The 17,597-nt window shown below is 56.1% G+C and carries 19 protein-coding genes; 9 read left to right on the top strand and 10 right to left on the bottom strand.

Annotated elements, in window-relative coordinates; all coding sequences use genetic code 11:
• Nucleotides 1-66 precede the first annotated feature (66 nt).
• On the top strand, nucleotides 67-1,428 hold the full coding sequence (locus ACOTYN_RS05665; protein ID WP_023332232.1) for an MFS transporter: 1,362 nt from the start codon (nucleotides 67-69) through the stop codon (nucleotides 1,426-1,428).
• Nucleotides 1,429-1,459: 31 nt separating this feature from the next.
• On the opposite strand, the gene ACOTYN_RS05660 is transcribed toward ACOTYN_RS05665, so the two are convergent.
• Nucleotides 1,460-1,951 (bottom strand): YajQ family cyclic di-GMP-binding protein, encoded by a 492-nt coding sequence (locus ACOTYN_RS05660; protein WP_071922539.1) that lies wholly within the window; start codon nucleotides 1,949-1,951, stop codon nucleotides 1,460-1,462.
• A 121-nt stretch (nucleotides 1,952-2,072) separates the two neighbouring features.
• Between ACOTYN_RS05660 and panE the strand changes: the two genes are divergently transcribed.
• Both panE and yajL read left to right on the top strand, forming a co-directional pair.
• Complete coding sequence (gene panE, locus ACOTYN_RS05655) at nucleotides 2,073-2,984, top strand: 2-dehydropantoate 2-reductase (RefSeq protein WP_014882766.1); 912 nt, start codon at nucleotides 2,073-2,075, stop codon at nucleotides 2,982-2,984.
• The gene (yajL, locus tag ACOTYN_RS05650) at nucleotides 2,947-3,540 is read left to right on the top strand and encodes a protein deglycase YajL (protein WP_071922540.1); all 594 of its coding nucleotides are present in this window, start codon (nucleotides 2,947-2,949) and stop codon (nucleotides 3,538-3,540) included. Before panE ends, yajL begins: the two co-directional genes overlap by 38 nt.
• 132 nt (nucleotides 3,541-3,672) lie before the next feature.
• Here yajL and thiI read toward each other — a convergent pair whose 3' ends face one another.
• Complete coding sequence (gene thiI / locus ACOTYN_RS05645) at nucleotides 3,673-5,121, bottom strand: tRNA uracil 4-sulfurtransferase ThiI (protein ID WP_014882764.1); 1,449 nt, start codon at nucleotides 5,119-5,121, stop codon at nucleotides 3,673-3,675.
• Between the two features lie 191 nt (nucleotides 5,122-5,312).
• Here thiI and xseB point away from each other — a divergent pair, with 191 nt between their 5' ends.
• From xseB to ACOTYN_RS05625, 4 genes are all read left to right on the top strand, one after another.
• Nucleotides 5,313-5,555 carry an exodeoxyribonuclease VII small subunit gene (xseB, locus tag ACOTYN_RS05640; protein ID WP_008503331.1) on the top strand — a complete coding sequence of 81 codons (243 nt, stop codon included), beginning with the start codon at nucleotides 5,313-5,315 and terminating at the stop codon, nucleotides 5,553-5,555.
• Nucleotides 5,556-6,455: a (2E,6E)-farnesyl diphosphate synthase gene (gene ispA, locus ACOTYN_RS05635; protein ID WP_014882763.1), complete on the top strand. Its 900-nt coding sequence runs from the start codon at nucleotides 5,556-5,558 to the stop codon at nucleotides 6,453-6,455.
• A gap of 24 nt (nucleotides 6,456-6,479) precedes the next feature.
• A complete protein-coding gene (dxs, locus tag ACOTYN_RS05630; protein WP_023338120.1) occupies nucleotides 6,480-8,342 on the top strand; it encodes a 1-deoxy-D-xylulose-5-phosphate synthase in 1,863 nt (620 codons plus the stop codon).
• A gap of 62 nt (nucleotides 8,343-8,404) precedes the next feature.
• Nucleotides 8,405-9,379 (top strand): aldo/keto reductase, encoded by a 975-nt coding sequence (locus ACOTYN_RS05625; protein WP_014882761.1) that lies wholly within the window; start codon nucleotides 8,405-8,407, stop codon nucleotides 9,377-9,379.
• Nucleotides 9,380-9,820: 441 nt separating this feature from the next.
• Here the strand turns inward: ACOTYN_RS05625 and thiL are convergent, their stop codons facing one another.
• The 5 genes from thiL to nrdR form a co-directional block, all read right to left on the bottom strand.
• Nucleotides 9,821-10,792 (bottom strand): thiamine-phosphate kinase, encoded by a 972-nt coding sequence (gene thiL / locus ACOTYN_RS05620; RefSeq protein WP_071922541.1) that lies wholly within the window; start codon nucleotides 10,790-10,792, stop codon nucleotides 9,821-9,823.
• 77 nt (nucleotides 10,793-10,869) lie between these two features.
• Entirely contained in the window at nucleotides 10,870-11,289 is a 420-nt protein-coding gene (gene nusB, locus ACOTYN_RS05615; RefSeq protein ID WP_014882759.1) for a transcription antitermination factor NusB, read from the bottom strand.
• Between the two features lie 21 nt (nucleotides 11,290-11,310).
• Complete coding sequence (gene ribE / locus ACOTYN_RS05610) at nucleotides 11,311-11,781, bottom strand: 6,7-dimethyl-8-ribityllumazine synthase (protein ID WP_014882758.1); 471 nt, start codon at nucleotides 11,779-11,781, stop codon at nucleotides 11,311-11,313.
• A gap of 87 nt (nucleotides 11,782-11,868) precedes the next feature.
• Nucleotides 11,869-12,972, bottom strand: coding sequence for a bifunctional diaminohydroxyphosphoribosylaminopyrimidine deaminase/5-amino-6-(5-phosphoribosylamino)uracil reductase RibD (ribD, locus tag ACOTYN_RS05605; RefSeq protein ID WP_032637351.1), 1,104 nt, complete (start codon nucleotides 12,970-12,972; stop codon nucleotides 11,869-11,871).
• Between the two features lie 4 nt (nucleotides 12,973-12,976).
• Nucleotides 12,977-13,426, bottom strand: coding sequence for a transcriptional regulator NrdR (gene nrdR, locus ACOTYN_RS05600; protein ID WP_008503337.1), 450 nt, complete (start codon nucleotides 13,424-13,426; stop codon nucleotides 12,977-12,979).
• A 152-nt stretch (nucleotides 13,427-13,578) separates the two neighbouring features.
• Between nrdR and ACOTYN_RS05595 the strand changes: the two genes are divergently transcribed.
• Nucleotides 13,579-14,118: a DUF3251 domain-containing protein gene (locus ACOTYN_RS05595; RefSeq protein WP_045269310.1), complete on the top strand. Its 540-nt coding sequence runs from the start codon at nucleotides 13,579-13,581 to the stop codon at nucleotides 14,116-14,118.
• 270 nt (nucleotides 14,119-14,388) lie between these two features.
• Nucleotides 14,389-15,273: a nucleoside-specific channel-forming protein Tsx gene (locus ACOTYN_RS05590; protein ID WP_014882755.1), complete on the top strand. Its 885-nt coding sequence runs from the start codon at nucleotides 14,389-14,391 to the stop codon at nucleotides 15,271-15,273.
• Between the two features lie 144 nt (nucleotides 15,274-15,417).
• Here the strand turns inward: ACOTYN_RS05590 and ACOTYN_RS05585 are convergent, their stop codons facing one another.
• The 3 genes from ACOTYN_RS05585 to secF all read right to left on the bottom strand — a co-directional run bounded on the left by ACOTYN_RS05585 (nucleotide 15,418) and on the right by secF (nucleotide 17,592).
• Nucleotides 15,418-16,098 carry a helix-turn-helix transcriptional regulator gene (locus ACOTYN_RS05585; protein ID WP_014882754.1) on the bottom strand — a complete coding sequence of 227 codons (681 nt, stop codon included), beginning with the start codon at nucleotides 16,096-16,098 and terminating at the stop codon, nucleotides 15,418-15,420.
• A 14-nt stretch (nucleotides 16,099-16,112) separates the two neighbouring features.
• Nucleotides 16,113-16,478, bottom strand: coding sequence for a VOC family protein (locus ACOTYN_RS05580; protein WP_047027716.1), 366 nt, complete (start codon nucleotides 16,476-16,478; stop codon nucleotides 16,113-16,115).
• 142 nt (nucleotides 16,479-16,620) lie between these two features.
• The gene (gene secF / locus ACOTYN_RS05575) at nucleotides 16,621-17,592 is read right to left on the bottom strand and encodes a protein translocase subunit SecF (protein WP_014882752.1); all 972 of its coding nucleotides are present in this window, start codon (nucleotides 17,590-17,592) and stop codon (nucleotides 16,621-16,623) included.
• Between the last annotated feature and the right edge of the window lie 5 nt (nucleotides 17,593-17,597).

Raw genomic sequence — 17,597 nt, 5'->3', positions numbered from 1 at the left:
TAAGCCCTTATTTACCCCGCCCCTTCCCCGCACTACACTATGGCCTGCTTTTGAACTGAGGTGGTAATGAACGATTATAAAATGACGCCAGGCGAGCTACGCGCGACCTGGGGCTTAGGGACTGTCTTCTCGCTACGGATGCTCGGCATGTTTATGGTCCTGCCTGTTCTGACCACCTACGGCATGGCGCTGCAGGGGGCGAGCGAGGCATTGATTGGTCTGGCCATTGGCATTTACGGTCTGGCCCAGGCGGTCTTCCAGATCCCGTTTGGCCTGCTCTCTGACCGGGTTGGCCGCAAGCCGCTGATTGTCGGTGGCCTGCTTATTTTTGTTCTGGGCAGTGTGATTGCCGCCCTCTCCCACTCCATCTGGGGAATTATTCTTGGCCGCGCCCTTCAGGGCTCCGGCGCGATTGCTGCCGCCGTGATGGCGCTGTTGTCCGATCTCACCCGCGAACAGAACCGGACTAAAGCGATGGCGTTCATCGGCGTTAGCTTTGGCGTCACCTTCGCCATTGCGATGGTACTGGGCCCGATAATCACCCATGCGCTTGGCCTGCACGCGCTGTTCTGGATGATTGCCGTGCTGGCAACCCTCGGTATTGCCTTAACCCTGTGGGTCGTCCCGGACAGCAAAAACCACGTCCTCAACCGTGAATCGGGAATGGTAAAGGGCTGCTTCAGCAAAGTGCTGGTTGAGCCACGCCTGCTGAAGCTTAACTTCGGCATTATGTGTCTGCACATCCTGCTGATGTCGACCTTTGTCGCCCTTCCCGGCCAGCTGGCCGCTGCGGGCTTCCCGGCAGCCGAGCACTGGAAAATCTATCTGGTCACGATGCTGATTTCATTTGTCTCCGTCGTGCCATTCATTATCTATGCTGAAGTGAAGCGCAAGATGAAGCGCGTCTTTATTGGCTGCGTAGCACTGTTGCTGATAGCTGAGATTGTGCTCTGGGGTGCCGGCCCGCACTTCTGGGAGCTGATTGCCGGCGTGCAGCTGTTCTTCCTGGCGTTTAACCTGATGGAAGCCCTGCTGCCGTCGCTGATCAGCAAAGAGTCCCCTGCCGGTTACAAAGGCACGGCGATGGGCATCTACTCCACCAGCCAGTTCCTCGGCGTGGCCATTGGCGGCTCGCTTGGCGGCTGGGTGGACGGTCTGTTTGACTCTCAAACCGTGTTTCTCGCGGGCGCACTGCTGGCGACAGTCTGGCTGCTGGTCGCCAGTACCATGAAAGAGCCGCGCTACGTGAGCAGCCTGCGGGTAGAAATCCCGGATGATGTTCAGATTAGCGACGCGCTGAAACAGCGTCTGGAAGCAAAAGAGGGTGTGACGGAGGTCCTGATTGTCCCGGAAGAGCGCAGCGCTTACGTCAAGATAGACAGCAAAATGACCAACCGCTTCGAAGTGGAGCAGGCCCTGAAAGCATGAAAAAAGCCCGGTTGAACCGGGCTTTTGGGTATTAATCGCGGAAGTTTTTAAACTGGAACGGTTGTCCCAGATCGCCGCCACGCACCAGCGCCATCACGGACTGCAGGTCATCGCGGGACTTGCCGGTGACGCGAATCTCTTCACCCTGGATCTGCGCCTGCACCTTCAGCTTGCTGTCTTTAATGAGCTTCACGATCTTCTTCTGCACCGCGCTCTCAATGCCCTGCTTCAGTTTAGCTTCAACGAACCAGGTTTTACCGCTGTGCACAAACTCTTCCGGCACATCCAGAGAGGTCCCTTCAATGCCGCGTTTTAACAGCTTGGCGCGCAAAATGTCGAGCAGCTGATTCACCTGGAAATCAGACTCGCTCAGCACCTTAATGGTCTTATTTGCGTCGTTCAGCTCAAACGACGCCTCAACGCTACGAAAATCGAAACGTGACTCAACTTCGCGGGTTGCGTTCTCAACGCCGTTGCGAACTTCCTGGATATCAACTTCGGAAACAATATCGAAAGATGGCATCTTTTCTTCTCCCTTCACTTTTGTTGCGTTGCATAATACCCGCTACGAGGCATAACTCAACAGAAGCTTAGCTGTATAATTAAGCTGTAACACCTGGCGCAGTTGCAGGTGAGGAGGAACAATGAAAATTACAGTGCTCGGATGCGGAGCGCTTGGTCAGCTATGGCTGACCGCGCTGTGCAAGCACGGACATGAGGTTCAGGGCTGGCTGCGCGTGCCCCAGCCCTATTGCAGTGTAAACCTGATTGGTGAAGACGGAAGCATCTTTAACGAATCCCTCACCGCGAACGATCCCGATTTCCTGGCGCAAAGTGACCTGTTACTGGTGACGCTTAAAGCGTGGCAGGTCTCAGACGCGGTGAAGACGCTGGCTGCGCAACTCCCCTCCACTTCCCCTATACTGCTGCTGCATAACGGCATGGGAACCATTGATGAGCTGAAAGGCATCCCTCAGCCCCTGCTGATGGCGACAACCACGCACGCAGCCCGTCGCGACGGCAACATCATCGTGCACGTCGCCAGCGGCGTGACCCATATGGGACCGGCCAGAACACAGGATGGCGACTACAGTTATCTTGCCGATGTGCTGCAGAAGGTATTGCCGGACGTCGCCTGGCATAACACTATTCGCCCTCAACTCTGGCGCAAGCTGGCCGTGAACTGCGTGATCAATCCGCTGACGGCACTGTGGAACTGCCCGAATGGGGAGCTGAAAAACCATCCGCAGGAGGTTGCATCACTGTGTGCTGAAGTCGCGTCGGTCATTGAGCGGGAAGGCTTGCATACCTCGGCAGAGGATTTGCGCGGTTATGTCGAGCAGGTTATTGAGAGTACGGCAGAAAATATCTCCTCAATGTTGCAGGACGTCCGGGCATTGCGCCACACAGAAATCGACTACATTACCGGCTATCTGCTAAAACGTGCCCGTGCACATGGCATCGCCGTGCCGGAAAACGCCCGTTTGTATGACCTGGTTAAACGTAAGGAGAGTGAATATGAGCGCGTCGGCACTGATCTGCCTCGCCCCTGGTAGCGAAGAGATAGAAGCGGTCACCACGATTGATTTGATGGTGCGCGGCGGTATTGAGGTGACGGTCGCCAGCGTTGCCAGCGATGGCAGTCTGGCGGTGACCTGCTCGCGCGGCGTGAAACTGCTTGCGGATGCGCCGCTTGTGCAGGTGGCCGACGGGGATTACGACATCATCGTCCTGCCCGGTGGCCTGAAGGGTGCGGAATATTTTCGCGACAGCCCGCTGCTGGTCGAGACCGTGCGTCAGTTCCACTTATCGGGTCGTATCGTCGCCGCCATCTGTGCCGCCGCCGGAACAGTGCTGGTTCCGCACGATATTTTCCCTATCGGCAATATGACCGGCTACCCCGGTCTGAAGCAGACCATCCCGGAAGACCAGTGGGTGGACAAACGCGTCGTGTGGGATCCACGCGTCAACCTGCTGACCAGCCAGGGCCCCGGCACCGCGATTGATTTTGGTTTGAAGATTATTGACCTGCTGGTCGGGCGCGAAAAAGCGTACGAGGTGGCATCATCGCTGGTGATGCCGGCGGGAATTTATAACTACTATGAAGAGTAGTGCGTAAAAAAGCCGGGTGGCGCCAGGTTAAAGCAAAACGGCAACCAAAGGTTGCCGTTTTTTATGTTTTCTCCCTCTCCCCGCGGGAGAGGGCCGGGGTGAGGGCATCAGGCCGCATTCCCGGGCAAAAAACTACGGGCGATACACCTTCACATTCGCAAAGCCCTGCTCGCGCAGATACAGTGCCTGCAGGCGGCTCATCACCCCACGCTCACACCACAGCAGATACGTTTTGCTCTGGTCGAGATCGCCAAATTTGGTGCTCAGCTTGTAGAACGGCAGCGACACCACTTCAACGCCTTCCACCTGCAGCGGCTTGTCGTCCTGCTCATCAATAGAGCGGATATCCAGAATCGCATCGTTAGCGCCGAAACCGCTTACGGTTTCCACTTCGACGACGTCCTGCTCGGTCTGCTGGGCGATTTCGCGGATATCAATATTGGACGCTTCCGCCACCACTTTATCCAGGATGCTGAAATCGAAGTGCTCTTCTTCGGCTTCGATCTTCGCCTTCACCGCTTTGACGGTCGGGCTTTTTGAGATCACACCGCAGTATTCCGGCATGGTACGGGCAAAATCTTCGGTGCCGATTTCACGTGCCAGATCGATGATGTGCTCTTTATCGTGGGAGATCAGCGGACGCAGGATCAGCGTATCAGAGACGTTGTCGATCAGACGCAGGTTGGTCAGCGTCTGGCTGGAGACCTGCCCCAGCGCTTCGCCGGTGACCAGCGCCTGCACGCCGTAGCGCTCAGCCACTTTGGATGCCGCACGTACCATCATGCGCTTCAGGATAACGCCCATCTGGCCGTCGTCCACTTTCTCAAGAATTTCGCCCACCACCGGCTCGAAGTTGATCGCCACAAAACGCACGCGGTGGGAGCTGCCGAAACGGTTCCACAGGTAGTGCGCGACCTGGCGAACGCCGATTTCATGCGCCGCACCGCCCAGGTTAAAGAAGCAGTAATGGACGCGACAGCCGCGGCGCATCAGCATATAGCTGGAAACGCCGGAGTCGAAGCCGCCGGAGATCAGAGACAAGACATCTTCCTGGGTGCCGATCGGGAAACCGCCGATACCTTCATAACGCCCTTTCACCAGCAGCAGGCGATCGTTTTCGATCTCCAGGTTAACCGTCACGTCCGGGTGCGTCAGACGCACGCGCGCAGACTCGACGTGCTGGTTCAAACCGCCGCCAACGTAACGTTCCACTTCAATGGAGCTGAATTCGTGCTTACCGCGACGTTTCACGCGTACGCAGAAGGTTTTGCCTTCGATCTGATCGCGGTACTGAACCAGCGCTTTCTCGAAGATATCGTGCATATCGCTGAACGGGACGTCTTCCACTTCCAGAATATGGTGGATCCCCGGAATACGGGTCAGCGCGTCGCGAATATCCTGACGTTTGTTTTCGTCTTTCGCACGGACTTCAACGTGGTCCCAGTGGCGCACCACGGCGAGCGTTTCGTCGTAGTGCTTTAATACGTTACGAATGTTCCCGGTGAGAATTTTAATAAAGCGCAAACGCACAGATTGGCTTTTGATGGTGATTTCAGGGAACAATTTAATGATAAACTTCATGGCGGCAATGTTTCTTAGGCAAGCGTATTAAGGCTTGTAATGGAAAAGAGTACAGCAGCCCACACCCGTGGCTGCATCCAGGCGCGCAAGTATACCACCATCGCGCCGCTCCTGTGCACATTGCGCGTTATTTGCTTATCCGCCCGAGTCCGTTACCATGTCGGGGCGAAGAATATAAGAGTCAATTCACTATGCCGAAGAAGAACGACGCACCGGCCAGTTTCGAAACTGCGCTGAGTGAACTGGAGCAAATCGTTACCCGTCTTGAGAGCGGCGATCTCCCGCTGGAAGAGGCGCTCAACGAATTCGAACGTGGCGTGCAGCTGGCGCGACAGGGGCAGGTCAAACTGCAGCAGGCCGAGCAGCGCGTGCAGATCCTGCTTTCCGACAGCGAAGACGCGAAAACTACGCCTTTCACACCGGACGCCGAGTAAATGGATTTTGCCAACGAGCTTCAGGCGCGTGTAGTTCGCGCCAACGACGCCCTGCGCCGTTTTATTGCACCACAGCCTTTTCAGAACACTCCTCTGGTTGAGGCTATGCACTATGGCGCACTCTTGGGTGGAAAGCGCCTGCGCCCGTTCCTGGTGTACGCCACAGGCAATATGTTTGGTATCAGCGATAACACGCTGGACGCCCCGGCTGCCGCCGTTGAGTGCATCCATGCCTATTCGCTGATCCACGATGATTTACCGGCGATGGACGACGACGACCTGCGTCGCGGTCAACCTACCTGCCATATCAAGTTTGGCGAAGCGAATGCCATTCTGGCGGGCGATGCCCTGCAAACGCTGGCGTTCTCTATTTTGAGCGATGCGCCGATGGCGGAAGTGGCTGACCGTGACCGCCTGGCAATGATTTCCGAACTGGCGATGGCCAGCGGCGTGGCCGGCATGTGCGGCGGACAAGCGCTGGATCTTGAAGCGGAAGGACGTCAGGTTAATCTGGAACAGCTGGAGCGTATTCATCGCCACAAAACCGGGGCATTGATTCGTTCTGCCGTTCGCCTGGGCGCGCTGAGCGCGGGTGAACAAGGGCGCAAAGCCTTGCCGACGCTGGACAGATACGCAGAAAGTATCGGTCTGGCATTCCAGGTTCAGGATGACATTCTGGATGTGGTGGGCGATACTGCAACATTGGGTAAACGTCAGGGTGCGGACCAGCAGCTTGGCAAAAGTACCTACCCCGCCCTGCTGGGTCTTGAGCAAGCCCAACGTAAAGCCCGGGATCTGATTGACGATGCCCGCCAGTCGCTAAATGTACTGGCCGCACAATCGCTGGATACCTCGGCACTGGAAGCGCTAGCGGACTATATAATCCAGCGTGATAAATAAACTATATATCTCGATGAGCCTTTGATGAGTTTTGATATTGCCAAATACCCGACACTGGCGTTAGTTGACTCCACCCAGGAGTTGCGTCTGTTGCCGAAAGAGAGCCTGCCGAAGCTTTGCGACGAGCTGCGTCGCTACCTGCTCGACAGCGTAAGCCGCTCAAGCGGCCATTTCGCCTCCGGGCTTGGCACGGTAGAACTGACCGTGGCGCTGCACTATGTCTATAACACGCCGTTCGATCAGCTTATCTGGGACGTGGGCCACCAGGCCTATCCGCACAAAATTCTGACCGGACGTCGCGATAAAATTGGCACCATTCGTCAGAAAGGTGGCCTGCATCCGTTCCCGTGGCGCGGTGAGAGCGAGTATGACGTGCTGAGCGTCGGCCACTCCTCCACCTCCATTTCTGCGGGCATCGGTATTGCCGTTGCCGCCGAAAAAGAGAATAAACAGCGCCGCACCGTCTGCGTGATTGGTGACGGTGCTATCACCGCCGGGATGGCCTTTGAGGCCATGAACCATGCGGGTGATATCAAACCGGACATGCTGGTTATCCTCAACGATAACGAAATGTCGATTTCCGAGAACGTCGGTGCGCTGAACAACCATCTGGCGCAGCTGCTTTCCGGCAAGCTTTACTCCTCGCTGCGTGAAGGCGGTAAAAAAGTCTTTTCCGGCGTACCGCCGATTAAAGAGCTGCTCAAGCGCACCGAAGAACACATCAAAGGCATGGTCGTGCCGGGTACGCTGTTTGAAGAGCTGGGCTTTAACTATATTGGCCCGGTTGACGGCCATGACGTGCTGGGCCTGGTCACCACCCTCAAGAACATGCGTGACCTGAAAGGCCCGCAGTTCCTGCACATCATGACCAAAAAAGGGCGTGGCTACGAACCGGCGGAAAAAGATCCGATCACCTTCCACGCGGTACCAAAATTCGACCCGTCCAGCGGCTGTCTGCCAAAAAGCAGCGGCGGTATGCCGAGCTATTCCAAAATCTTCGGCGACTGGCTGTGTGAAACCGCCGCGAAAGACAACAAGCTGATGGCGATCACCCCGGCCATGCGTGAAGGCTCCGGCATGGTGGAGTTCTCCAGAAAATACCCTGACCAGTATTTTGACGTGGCGATTGCCGAGCAGCATGCGGTGACGTTCGCAGCGGGCCTGGCCATTGGCGGCTACAAGCCGGTGGTCGCTATCTATTCTACCTTCCTGCAGCGCGCCTACGATCAGGTGATCCATGACGTGGCCATCCAGAAGCTGCCGGTACTGTTTGCGATAGACCGTGCGGGCATCGTCGGCGCTGACGGTCAGACGCACCAGGGCGCATTCGATCTGTCGTTCCTGCGCTGTATTCCGGATATGGTCATCATGACGCCAAGCGACGAAAACGAATGTCGTCAGATGCTGTTTACCGGCTATCACTATCAGGATGGCCCTAGTGCGGTTCGCTACCCACGCGGCAATGCGGTGGGCGTTGAGCTGCAACCCCTGGAAAAACTGGCGATCGGTAAAGGTCTGGTGAAACGTCGCGGTGAGAAAGTGGCGATCCTGAACTTCGGTACGCTGATGCCAGAAGCTGCGAAGGTCGCTGAAACGCTGAACGCTACCCTGGTGGATATGCGCTTCGTGAAGCCGCTCGACGAATCTCTGATTTTGAATTTGGCCGAGACGCATGACGTGCTGGTCACCCTGGAAGAAAACGCCATCATGGGCGGTGCGGGAAGCGGCGTGAACGAGGTGCTGATGGCAAACCGCAAAGTCGTGCCGGTATTGAACCTCGGCCTGCCGGATCATTTCATTCCTCAGGGTACCCAGGATGAAGCCCGTGCGGCTATTGGCCTGGACGCCGCCGGTATTGAAGCCAAAATCCGCGCCTGGCTGGACTAATCCCTCCCCTTTTTCGCTCCTGCTATGCTTAAACGTATTGTTTAAACAGCAGGAGCGGAACCATGCAATACACCACATTAGGAAAAACCGACCTTAAGGTTTCCCGGCTTTGCCTGGGCTGTATGACTTTTGGCGAGCCCGAACGAGGGAACCACGCCTGGACGTTGCCGGAAGAGAGTAGCCGTCCGATTATTAAACGCGCTATCGAGGGCGGCATTAATTTCTTCGACACCGCCAACAGCTACTCCGACGGCAGCAGCGAGGAGATTGTCGGTCGTGCCCTGCGTGACTTTGCGCGTCGGGATGACATTGTGGTCGCCACCAAGGTGTACTACCCGTCAGGTGACCTGACTCAGGGCCTTTCTCGCGCGCAGATCCTGCGCTCTATTGATGACAGCCTTAGACGCCTGAACATGGATTACGTCGACCTGCTGCAAATTCACCGCTGGGATTACAACACGCCGATCGAGGAGACGCTTGAAGCGCTCAACGAGGTGGTGAAAGCCGGTAAAGCGCGCTATATCGGCGCGTCGTCTATGCATGCGTCGCAGTTTGCACAGGCGCTGGATCTCCAGGCACAGCATGGCTGGGCGCGTTTTGTCACCATGCAGGATCACTACAACCTGATCTACCGTGAAGAAGAGCGCGAAATGCTGCCACTGTGCTATCAGGAGGGCGTGGCGGTGATCCCGTGGAGCCCGCTGGCGCGCGGACGTTTAACCCGTCCATGGGGGGAAACCACGGCTCGTCTGGTCTCAGATGAAGTCGGAAAAAATCTCTATGACGGTACAGAAGCCAGCGATGCGTTAATTGCCGAACGCTTAGCCGGGATTGCCGACGATACGGGTGCCACCCGCGCACAGGTGGCGCTGGCGTGGCTGCTGAGTAAGCGCGGGGTCGCGGCACCGATTATCGGGACGTCCAGGGAAGAACAGCTGGATGAACTGCTGAGTGCAGTGGATTTATCCCTGACGCCGGAGCAGATTGCCGAGCTCGAAACGCCGTATCAGCAGCATCCGGTGGTGGGGTTTAAATAAGCCCTCATTCTAACCCTGTCCCAAAGGGCTGGGGTGAGGGGGAACATACGGCTGTGGTGGTCATTCCGTTCACTTTATGTTCCTTGCTACTCTGTAACGACATGACCAGTGAACGTGCCAGGGTGGCTCAATCGCCACCACCCTGGCAACCCGGGCTCCCGGCGGTAAATCGCCGCTTCGCGGTGCCTTCGGCTTATTCCTTCCGGCTTATCGGGTACGGGCGGAGGTAACGTCCCTGTAAAGCCCGCCCTCTCGGCGCATCCATGCGCCTCGCCCCGGCCTTACGGAAACGCCTCAGCGATTTACAGCCGGACCAGAGCATCGCTGAAAGCCTTACATCGTTCTTAAATAACCTTATTGCTGCTTAAAAATGGGAGAGGGAACGAAATCCGTAGGCCGGGTAAGGCGGAGCCGCCACCCGGCAATACAGATCGCACAAAATTAACCGAAGTGATCGTACCCTTTCCAGTCGAGCGTGACCGGGGCACCGTCCTGCACAAACTTCAGCCCTTCGCTCTCCGGCATGATCTGCCCGATGCAGGTAAATTTCGCGCCGAGATGCGCTAACGCCACGTCCAGCGTGCCACGGTTCAGCTCAGGTACCGTGAAGCACAGTTCGTAATCCTCACCACCGGAAAGCGCCCAACGCAGGGCCTGCTCAGGCTTCACGTGGCGAAGCAGTTGCTCTGATAGCGGGAACAGATCCAGGTCGATGCGCGCGCCCACGCCGCTGGCCTTCAGAATATGGCCAAGATCGGAGATCAGCCCGTCGGAGAGATCGATAGCCGAGCTTGCCCGTTCCCGTAGCGCCTGCCCATGCAGAATACGCGGGGTGGGTCGCAGATGGCGTTTCACCAGATACGCCGCGTCGTCAGCATCCTTCACGGTCAAGCGATCCTGAAGAATAGCAAGCCCCGCAGCGCTGTCTCCCGGTGTACCGGTCACGTAGATCCAGTCACCTGGTTTTGCGCCCGAGCGTTTGAGCGCCCGACCGAGGGGCACATAGCCATGGATCGCCAGCGTCATCGACAGCGGCCCGGCAGTAGTGTCACCGCCAATCAGCTGCATATCGTAGTAGTTCAGCTGTTCAAACAGCGCATCGCTAAAGGCTTCAAGCCAGGTTTCATCGACCTCGGGCAGCGTCAGGGCCAGCGTTAGCCATGCCGGATCGGCACCCATCGCGGCCAGATCGCTGACGTTGACCGCCAGCGCTTTATACGCCAGATCGGCAGGATCGATATCGGGTAAAAAATGACGTCCGCACACTAAGGTGTCGGTGCTGATTGCCAGCGTCTGTTTTTCAGGAATATTGAGAAGTGCACAGTCATCGCCAATGCCGGTTTCAACATCAAGACGAGAGGTTCTGACACGGTCGAAATAACGGGCAATCAGGGAGAATTCGCCGCATGCCATACGTTATGCCTCAGCAAATAAAAGAAAAAACCGGAGCCGCACTGCCCGTCAGGCAATGCAGGACTCCGGTTTGCGGATCACTTTTTGTGGGGACGGATCGCAGGTGCAGCTTTATCAAGAACGCCGTTAACAAATTTGTGGCTGTCTTCAGCGCCGAAGGTTTTTGCCAGTTCGATCGCTTCGTTGATGGCCACTTTGTACGGCACATCATCACGTTTAGACAGCTCAAACAGCGCGATACGCAACACTGCTTTTTCCACCTGACCCAGCTCTTCGAGCAGACGGGACAGGTATGGCTTCATCAGACCATCGAGATACGCGCTATTAGTCGCCACTCCCGACAGCAGTTCACGGAAGTACAGAACATCGACGTCTTTCACGTCCTGTTCTGACAGGAACTGGTACTCAACATCGGCGATGTCGTTGTGGGACAACTGCCAGGAGTAAAGTGCCTGAACGGCACATTCACGGGCGCGGCGACGAGCAGCAGGTTTCACGGAATTCCCCTTACAAAAAAATCAGGCCTTGATGGCTTTCAATACATTGATCATTTCAAGCGCGGTCAGTGCAGCTTCTGCACCTTTGTTACCGGCTTTGGTGCCAGCACGTTCGATGGCTTGTTCAATACTTTCGGTGGTCAGCACGCCGAACGCGACAGGAATTTCAGCATCCTGCGCAACGTGTGCCAGACCATTGCTTGCACCGCCCGCAACGTATTCGAAGTGCGCAGTGCCGCCACGAATAACAGTACCCAGCGCGATCACCGCGTCGTATTTACCGGTTTTCGCCAGCGCGCCCGCTGCCAGTGGCAGCTCGTAAGCGCCTGGAACCCAAACAACGGTAATGTTCTCATCTTTCACCTGACCGATACGTTTCAGGGCGTCAATCGCACCTTCCAGCAGGCTGTCGTTGATGAAGTTGTTGAAACGCGCAATGGTGATGGCGACGCGAGCGTCCGGGGTAGCTACAGCAGCTTCAATAATGTTCATACTCTTCCTTTACGGGTTCATTTGGCCCCGCAGGGGGGCGGATTTTATCATAATACTTTGCGCACTGCTTCCCTATTTCAGGAGCAATTACGCTGTCGTTAAATGGAGGCAGACATCCGGGCCTACAGGACGAATCTCGCTGAATGTGAGTTGCGGTGCGTCGGCCAGTTTTTCAAGACCAGGCAGCACAAACAGGCCGCGCGCGTCGTGGCCTAACAGTTTAGGCGCAACGTATACAATCAGTTCATCCACCAGCCCGGCCTGCAACAGCGCACCCGCGAGCGTGGGTCCCGCTTCTACCCAGATGCTGTTCACCTGCTGCTTGCCGAGCAGCATCATCAGCACCACTAAGTCGAGGCGACCGTTGTGCTCAGGTACCATAATGCTACGCACGCCCTCTGGCCATTCGCGCGTATCTTCTTTGGTACGGGCAATCCAGGTTTCACCCGGCTGCTGCACGATGCGATGTTCCGGCGTTATGCGGTTCTGGCTATCAATGACAATACGCAGCGGCTGACGCAGGTTCTCCTGCGGGTAAAGCGCCTGAGTATCGGCATTCAGTTCGTCCCAGCGCACGGTCATAGCCGGATCGTCAGCCAGAACGGTTTCACTGCTGGTGAGGATAGCATGGCTTTGCGCGCGAAGACGTTGCACATCGCGCCTTGCCTGGGGCGAGGTGATCCACTGGCTTTCACCGTTTGCCATCGCCGTACGACCGTCCAGCGAAGCGCCCAGCTTAAGCTGGATATACGGGAACCCGGTGCGCATGCGCTTCAGAAAGCCTTTGTTGATCGCTTCGGCGTCCTGCATCATCAGCCCATGACTGACGTCAATGCCTTCCTGCTGCAGGCGATACAGACCGCGTCCCGCCACCTGCGGATTCGGATCCTGCATCGATGCCACCACGCGGGAAACCCCCGCAGCAATCAGCGCGTCGCAGCACGGTGGGGTACGCCCGTGGTGGCTGCAGGGCTCCAGCGTCACGTAGGCGGTGGCACCGCGTGCCTTCTCGCCTGCCATCCGCAACGCATGGACCTCGGCGTGCGGCTCGCCGGCACGATAGTGGAACCCCTCCCCCACGATCTCGCCATCTTTAACGATCACGCACCCGACGTTCGGATTGGGATGGGTAGTAAAACGCCCGCGCTGCGCCAGCTTCATGGCTCGCGCCATGTAAATCTCATCCTGCATGAGCTTAATCCTGTAAGCGGGCGATCTCTTCGCCAAACTCTTTGATATCTTCGAAACTGCGGTAGACAGAGGCGAAGCGGATATAGGCGACCTTATCGAGCTTTTTCAGCTGCTCCATCACCAGGTTGCCGATCATCTTGCTTGGCACCTCGCGCTCGCCCAGACCACGAAGATAAGATTTTATGTGGTTTAACGCCATTTCGACGTCATCCGCGCTGACGGGACGTTTTTCCAGGGCCTTCAGCATCCCGCTACGCAGCTTCTCTTCGTTAAACGGCTCGCGCACATCGTTACTTTTTACCACGCGCGGCATTACCAGCTCAGCAACCTCAAAGGTCGTAAAACGCTCGTTGCACACCAGACACTGCCGACGACGGCGTACGGATGACCCTTCGCCTACAAGACGCGAGTCGATGACTTTGGTATCCACAGCGGAGCAGAATGGGCAATGCATACGGTATCCCTGTTATCCGGTTAACTGAGTTTCATTTTACCCTGATCTGGCCTGACAACAAAGGAAGAGCTTTTTGAGACAAAGGATCTATGTCTGACGGCACGTTGCTGGCTACCATTAGGGAGATCCGTTATTTCAAGGAAATAAACGCTATGACAAGACGTTACCTGAGAATTTTACTGGTGGGGAGCCTCTTCACCCTCAGTGCCTGTGCACAGCAAACCGAAGTCCGTCAGATGAAACAGAGTGTGAATACACTTAATACGGCGATGGACAAACTGAACAAAGAAACGGTGAAGATCACCCAGCAAAACGCGCTGAACGCCAAATCCAGCAGCGGGGTATACCTGCTGCCTGGCGCGAACACACCTGCGCGGCTGAATAGCCAGATTGGCACGCTGAAAATGTCGCTGGTCAATGTGGCAGCGAATGCAGATGGTACGCGCGCAACATTGCGCATTCAGGGAGAATCCAACGATCCGCTGCCCGCTTTTAGCGGCACCGTTGAGTGGGGACAGATCCAGGGCACGACGGACAATTACCAGGAAGTGAACGTGAAGAACCAGCTCTTCACCGCCCCGGCCAGCGTTTTAGCGCCCAGTGATGTGGATATTCCGCTGCAGTTAAGCGGCCTTACGCCAGAACAGTTAGGCTTTATCCGCATTCACGACATCCAACCCGCCGCGCAGTAAACCCTTCCTTCTGAGCGGAGTGAAATGTCACTCCGCTAACATTTACATTTCGTATGGATTGGCAACATAAATGATTGCCGCTACAATCCCGGCCGTTTAAAGTACGCAAACGTGAACGCAATCGATTACGCGTGTGAGAGATATGTGAAACAACACATATTTTTGTGAGCAAGGATTCCTATAATAGGCTCCGCAGAAACACGAAATATTTAGAAACGCAATTCGCGCATTTTTCACTCCCGGAAGGGAATTTCAATCAGTGGCATGATTATGAAAAAAACATTACTCGCAGCTGGCGCCGTGCTGGCACTGTCCTCCTCTTTCACTGTTAACGCAGCGGAAAACGACAAACCACAATATCTCTCCGACTGGTGGCACCAGAGCGTTAACGTGGTTGGTAGCTATCACACCCGTTTCGGACCACAGATCCGCAACGATACCTACCTGGAATACGAAGCATTCGCCAAGAAAGACTGGTTTGATTTCTACGGCTACATGGATGCTCCGGTCTTCTTCGGCGGTAACACCGATGCAAAAGGTATCTGGAACCACGGTTCTCCGCTGTTTATGGAAATCGAACCACGCTTCTCTATCGACAAGCTGACCGGTACCGATCTGAGCTTTGGTCCGTTCAAAGAGTGGTACTTCGCAAACAACTACATCTACGATATGGGCCGCAACAAGTCCGGTCGTCAGAGCACCTGGTACATGGGTCTGGGTACGGACATCGATACTGGCCTGCCAATGAGCCTGTCCCTGAACGTATATGCTAAGTACCAGTGGCAGAACTACGGTGCGGCAAACGAAAACGAGTGGGACGGCTACCGTTTCAAAGTGAAATACTTTGTGCCAATCACTCAGCTGTGGGGCGGCAACCTGAGCTATATCGGCTTCACCAACTTTGACTGGGGCTCAGACCTGGGCGATAACGACTTCCGCGATCTGAACGGTAAGAAAGCACGTACCAATGATTCTATCGCGTCCAGCCACATCCTGGCGCTGAACTACGATCACTGGCACTATTCCGTGGTTGCGCGTTACTGGCACAACGGTGGTCAGTGGAACGACGATGCCAGCCTGAACTTCGGCAACGGCGATTTCAGCGTTCGTTCTACCGGTTGGGGTGGTTACCTGGTCGTGGGTTACAACTTCTAACCCGTGCGGGACTGTGCGGGCTGATGCCCTCACCCTGCCCCTCTCCCACAGGGAGAGGGAACAAATACTAAAAACGGCAACATACGTTGCCGTTTTGCTTTTACCTCGCCGCCGGGCAAAAAAGCCAGCTCAAGAGCTGGCTTTTTATTGCTTAACCTTGCGCAAAAAATCCGCCAGAGACCTGTCCGCACTTTCGCTAAACCGTCTCTCCGTCTGCACGATATTGAGACATCTGTCGAGCCGGAAACAGCGATAGTCATCGCGCCGTTCACACCACGCCGCCAGCAGCCAACGCTCTCCCCAGAAGAACAAGCCCAGCGGCTGAACCTCACGCTTTGAAAGCTGCCCGGCTTCATCACGGTAATGCAACGCCAGCACGTGCTGGGCGGAAATTGCCTGATGAATCATGTCAAAATCGCTGCGGGAGTGGCTTTGCATGCAGAAATCCGGGGCATAAATCCGCGTCTGCTCCGCCTTTCGACGACTCTCCTCAGGCAGGATCGCCAGCACTTTCTCCTGGGCCGACTCCAGCTCGCGCGACAGCGATTCTCCTCCCCAGGTCTTGAGCAGGCGAATTGCGACGATCAGCGCCTCAGACTCCTTATTTGTCAGCATCAGAGGCGGCAGATCAAAACCCGACATCAGCCGGTATCCGCTTCCCGCTTCGCCTTCCACCGGCACGCCGGAGAGCGACAGATCGCGGATATCGCGGTAGACCGTGCGCTCGGAGACGCCAAGCCTGTCCGCCAGATGCGCTGCCGTCGTCAGACGCCTGCCCCGCAGGATCTGCACAATCTGAAACAAACGGTCAGCGCGTCGGGTCATATCGTATTACGCTCTCAGGCAGGTTGATGGAGGCCGACGCGGTTACCTTCGCTGTCGATAAACAAAGCAATGGTGCCAATCCCATCCGGCAGTTCCAGCGGGCCAAACACGCACTCGCCGCCCGCGGAGGCAATGCGATCGAGCGTAGCTGCCAGGTTATCCGTATGCAGATAGATAATAGCGCCCTGCTGCGACGGCGAAACACCCTCAAATTTTGCCAGCGCGCCGCCGGTGGCCGGATCGTCATGCGGGAATACCGCGAGCTCTGCCATGTCCATTTTCTCACGTCTCAGCTGTACCTGCATGACTGGCTCATAAAATTTGATGGCGCGATCCATATCTACCACGGGAATTTCAAACCAGTTAATCACACTTTTCATACATCCTCCTGACTGTTGTTGGGGTTCGAAAAGAGTCTACGACAGGGCTCCTGACAGCATACTGTCAGGAGTGTTTGTCAGGAGCAGATAAAAAAAATCCCGGTCAACCGACCGGGATTTCGATAACACGCTATTCGACGCCTTACGGCAGAATGGACGGCTGATCCGCCCCTTCTTTCTCAACCTTCTGCTGGAGCAGGTGCTCGCGCTTCATGCCGAGTTTCAGTGCCAGTGCGGATGCGACGTAGATAGACGACGCCGTACCAATGGAGACACCAATCAGCATGGTCAGCGAGAAGCCTTCCAGTACCGGGCCACCGAACAGGAACAGCATCAGGATCACCATCAAAGTGGTACCGGAGGTGATCAGGGTACGGTGCAGCGTCTGGGTCAACGACACGTTAAAGATTTCGTACGGCGTACCGCGACGGATCTTACGGAAGTTTTCACGGATACGGTCAGATACCACGATACTGTCGTTCAGTGAGTAACCGATAACGGACATCAGGGATGCCACGATGGTCAGGTCAACCTCAATGTGGAACAGCGACAGAACCCCCATGGTGATCACCACGTCGTGCGCCAGGGCGATAACCACCCCGGCCGCCAGTCGCCACTCGAAGCGGAAACCGACGTACACCAGGATGGAGATCAGCGCCACCAGCAGCGCCATTGCACCGGTCTGCGCCAGGTCCGCACCCACGCTCGGGCCGACAAACTCAATACGCTTGACCGCCGCGTTCTGGCTGGTTGTTTCGTTAATCACGTTAACAACCTTGCTGCCCAGCTCCTGGCTGCCGTTAGCATCGTGTACCGGCGGCATACGCACCATGATGTCACGGCTGCTGCCGAAGTTCTGGAGCAGCGGCTCTTCAAAGCCCGCTTTCTGCAGAGACAGACGCATCTGGTCCATATCGACCGGTTTTTCCAGGGAGATCTCGATAACCGTACCACCGGTGAAATCCAGACCCCAGTTAAAGCCTTTCACGCCCATAACGACGATGGACAGAATCAGCAGTAAACCTGAAATGCCGAAGGCCCAGTAGTCCCAGCGCATAAAGTCCCAGACTTTACGGCCATGGTTCAATTGTTCAACAGTATATTCCTGTGCCACAACGC

This window comes from Enterobacter cloacae complex sp. IR5458 (assembly GCF_049238025.1).
Lineage (GTDB): Bacteria > Pseudomonadota > Gammaproteobacteria > Enterobacterales > Enterobacteriaceae > Enterobacter > Enterobacter kobei.
The sequence above is the reverse complement of the archived record's forward strand: the minus strand, read 5'-3'. Positions and strand labels throughout refer to the sequence as shown.

Bases quoted from the DNA above. Each gene is read 5' to 3' on its own strand.
- thiL (WP_071922541.1), bottom strand. From the start codon at position 10,792: ATGGCATGCGGCGAATTCTCCCTGATTGCCCGTTATTTCGACCGTGTC.
- ACOTYN_RS05590 (WP_014882755.1), top strand. From the start codon at position 14,389: ATGAAAAAAACATTACTCGCAGCTGGCGCCGTGCTGGCACTGTCCTCC.
- dxs (WP_023338120.1), top strand. From the start codon at position 6,480: ATGAGTTTTGATATTGCCAAATACCCGACACTGGCGTTAGTTGACTCC.
- ACOTYN_RS05665 (WP_023332232.1), top strand. From the start codon at position 67: ATGAACGATTATAAAATGACGCCAGGCGAGCTACGCGCGACCTGGGGC.
- panE (WP_014882766.1), top strand. From the start codon at position 2,073: ATGAAAATTACAGTGCTCGGATGCGGAGCGCTTGGTCAGCTATGGCTG.
- yajL (WP_071922540.1), top strand. From the start codon at position 2,947: ATGAGCGCGTCGGCACTGATCTGCCTCGCCCCTGGTAGCGAAGAGATA.
- ACOTYN_RS05580 (WP_047027716.1), bottom strand. From the start codon at position 16,478: ATGAAAAGTGTGATTAACTGGTTTGAAATTCCCGTGGTAGATATGGAT.
- thiI (WP_014882764.1), bottom strand. From the start codon at position 5,121: ATGAAGTTTATCATTAAATTGTTCCCTGAAATCACCATCAAAAGCCAA.
- ACOTYN_RS05595 (WP_045269310.1), top strand. From the start codon at position 13,579: ATGACAAGACGTTACCTGAGAATTTTACTGGTGGGGAGCCTCTTCACC.
- xseB (WP_008503331.1), top strand. From the start codon at position 5,313: ATGCCGAAGAAGAACGACGCACCGGCCAGTTTCGAAACTGCGCTGAGT.
- ispA (WP_014882763.1), top strand. From the start codon at position 5,556: ATGGATTTTGCCAACGAGCTTCAGGCGCGTGTAGTTCGCGCCAACGAC.
- ribD (WP_032637351.1), bottom strand. From the start codon at position 12,972: ATGCAGGATGAGATTTACATGGCGCGAGCCATGAAGCTGGCGCAGCGC.
- ACOTYN_RS05625 (WP_014882761.1), top strand. From the start codon at position 8,405: ATGCAATACACCACATTAGGAAAAACCGACCTTAAGGTTTCCCGGCTT.
- ACOTYN_RS05660 (WP_071922539.1), bottom strand. From the start codon at position 1,951: ATGCCATCTTTCGATATTGTTTCCGAAGTTGATATCCAGGAAGTTCGC.
- ACOTYN_RS05585 (WP_014882754.1), bottom strand. From the start codon at position 16,098: ATGACCCGACGCGCTGACCGTTTGTTTCAGATTGTGCAGATCCTGCGG.
- ribE (WP_014882758.1), bottom strand. From the start codon at position 11,781: ATGAACATTATTGAAGCTGCTGTAGCTACCCCGGACGCTCGCGTCGCC.
- nrdR (WP_008503337.1), bottom strand. From the start codon at position 13,426: ATGCATTGCCCATTCTGCTCCGCTGTGGATACCAAAGTCATCGACTCG.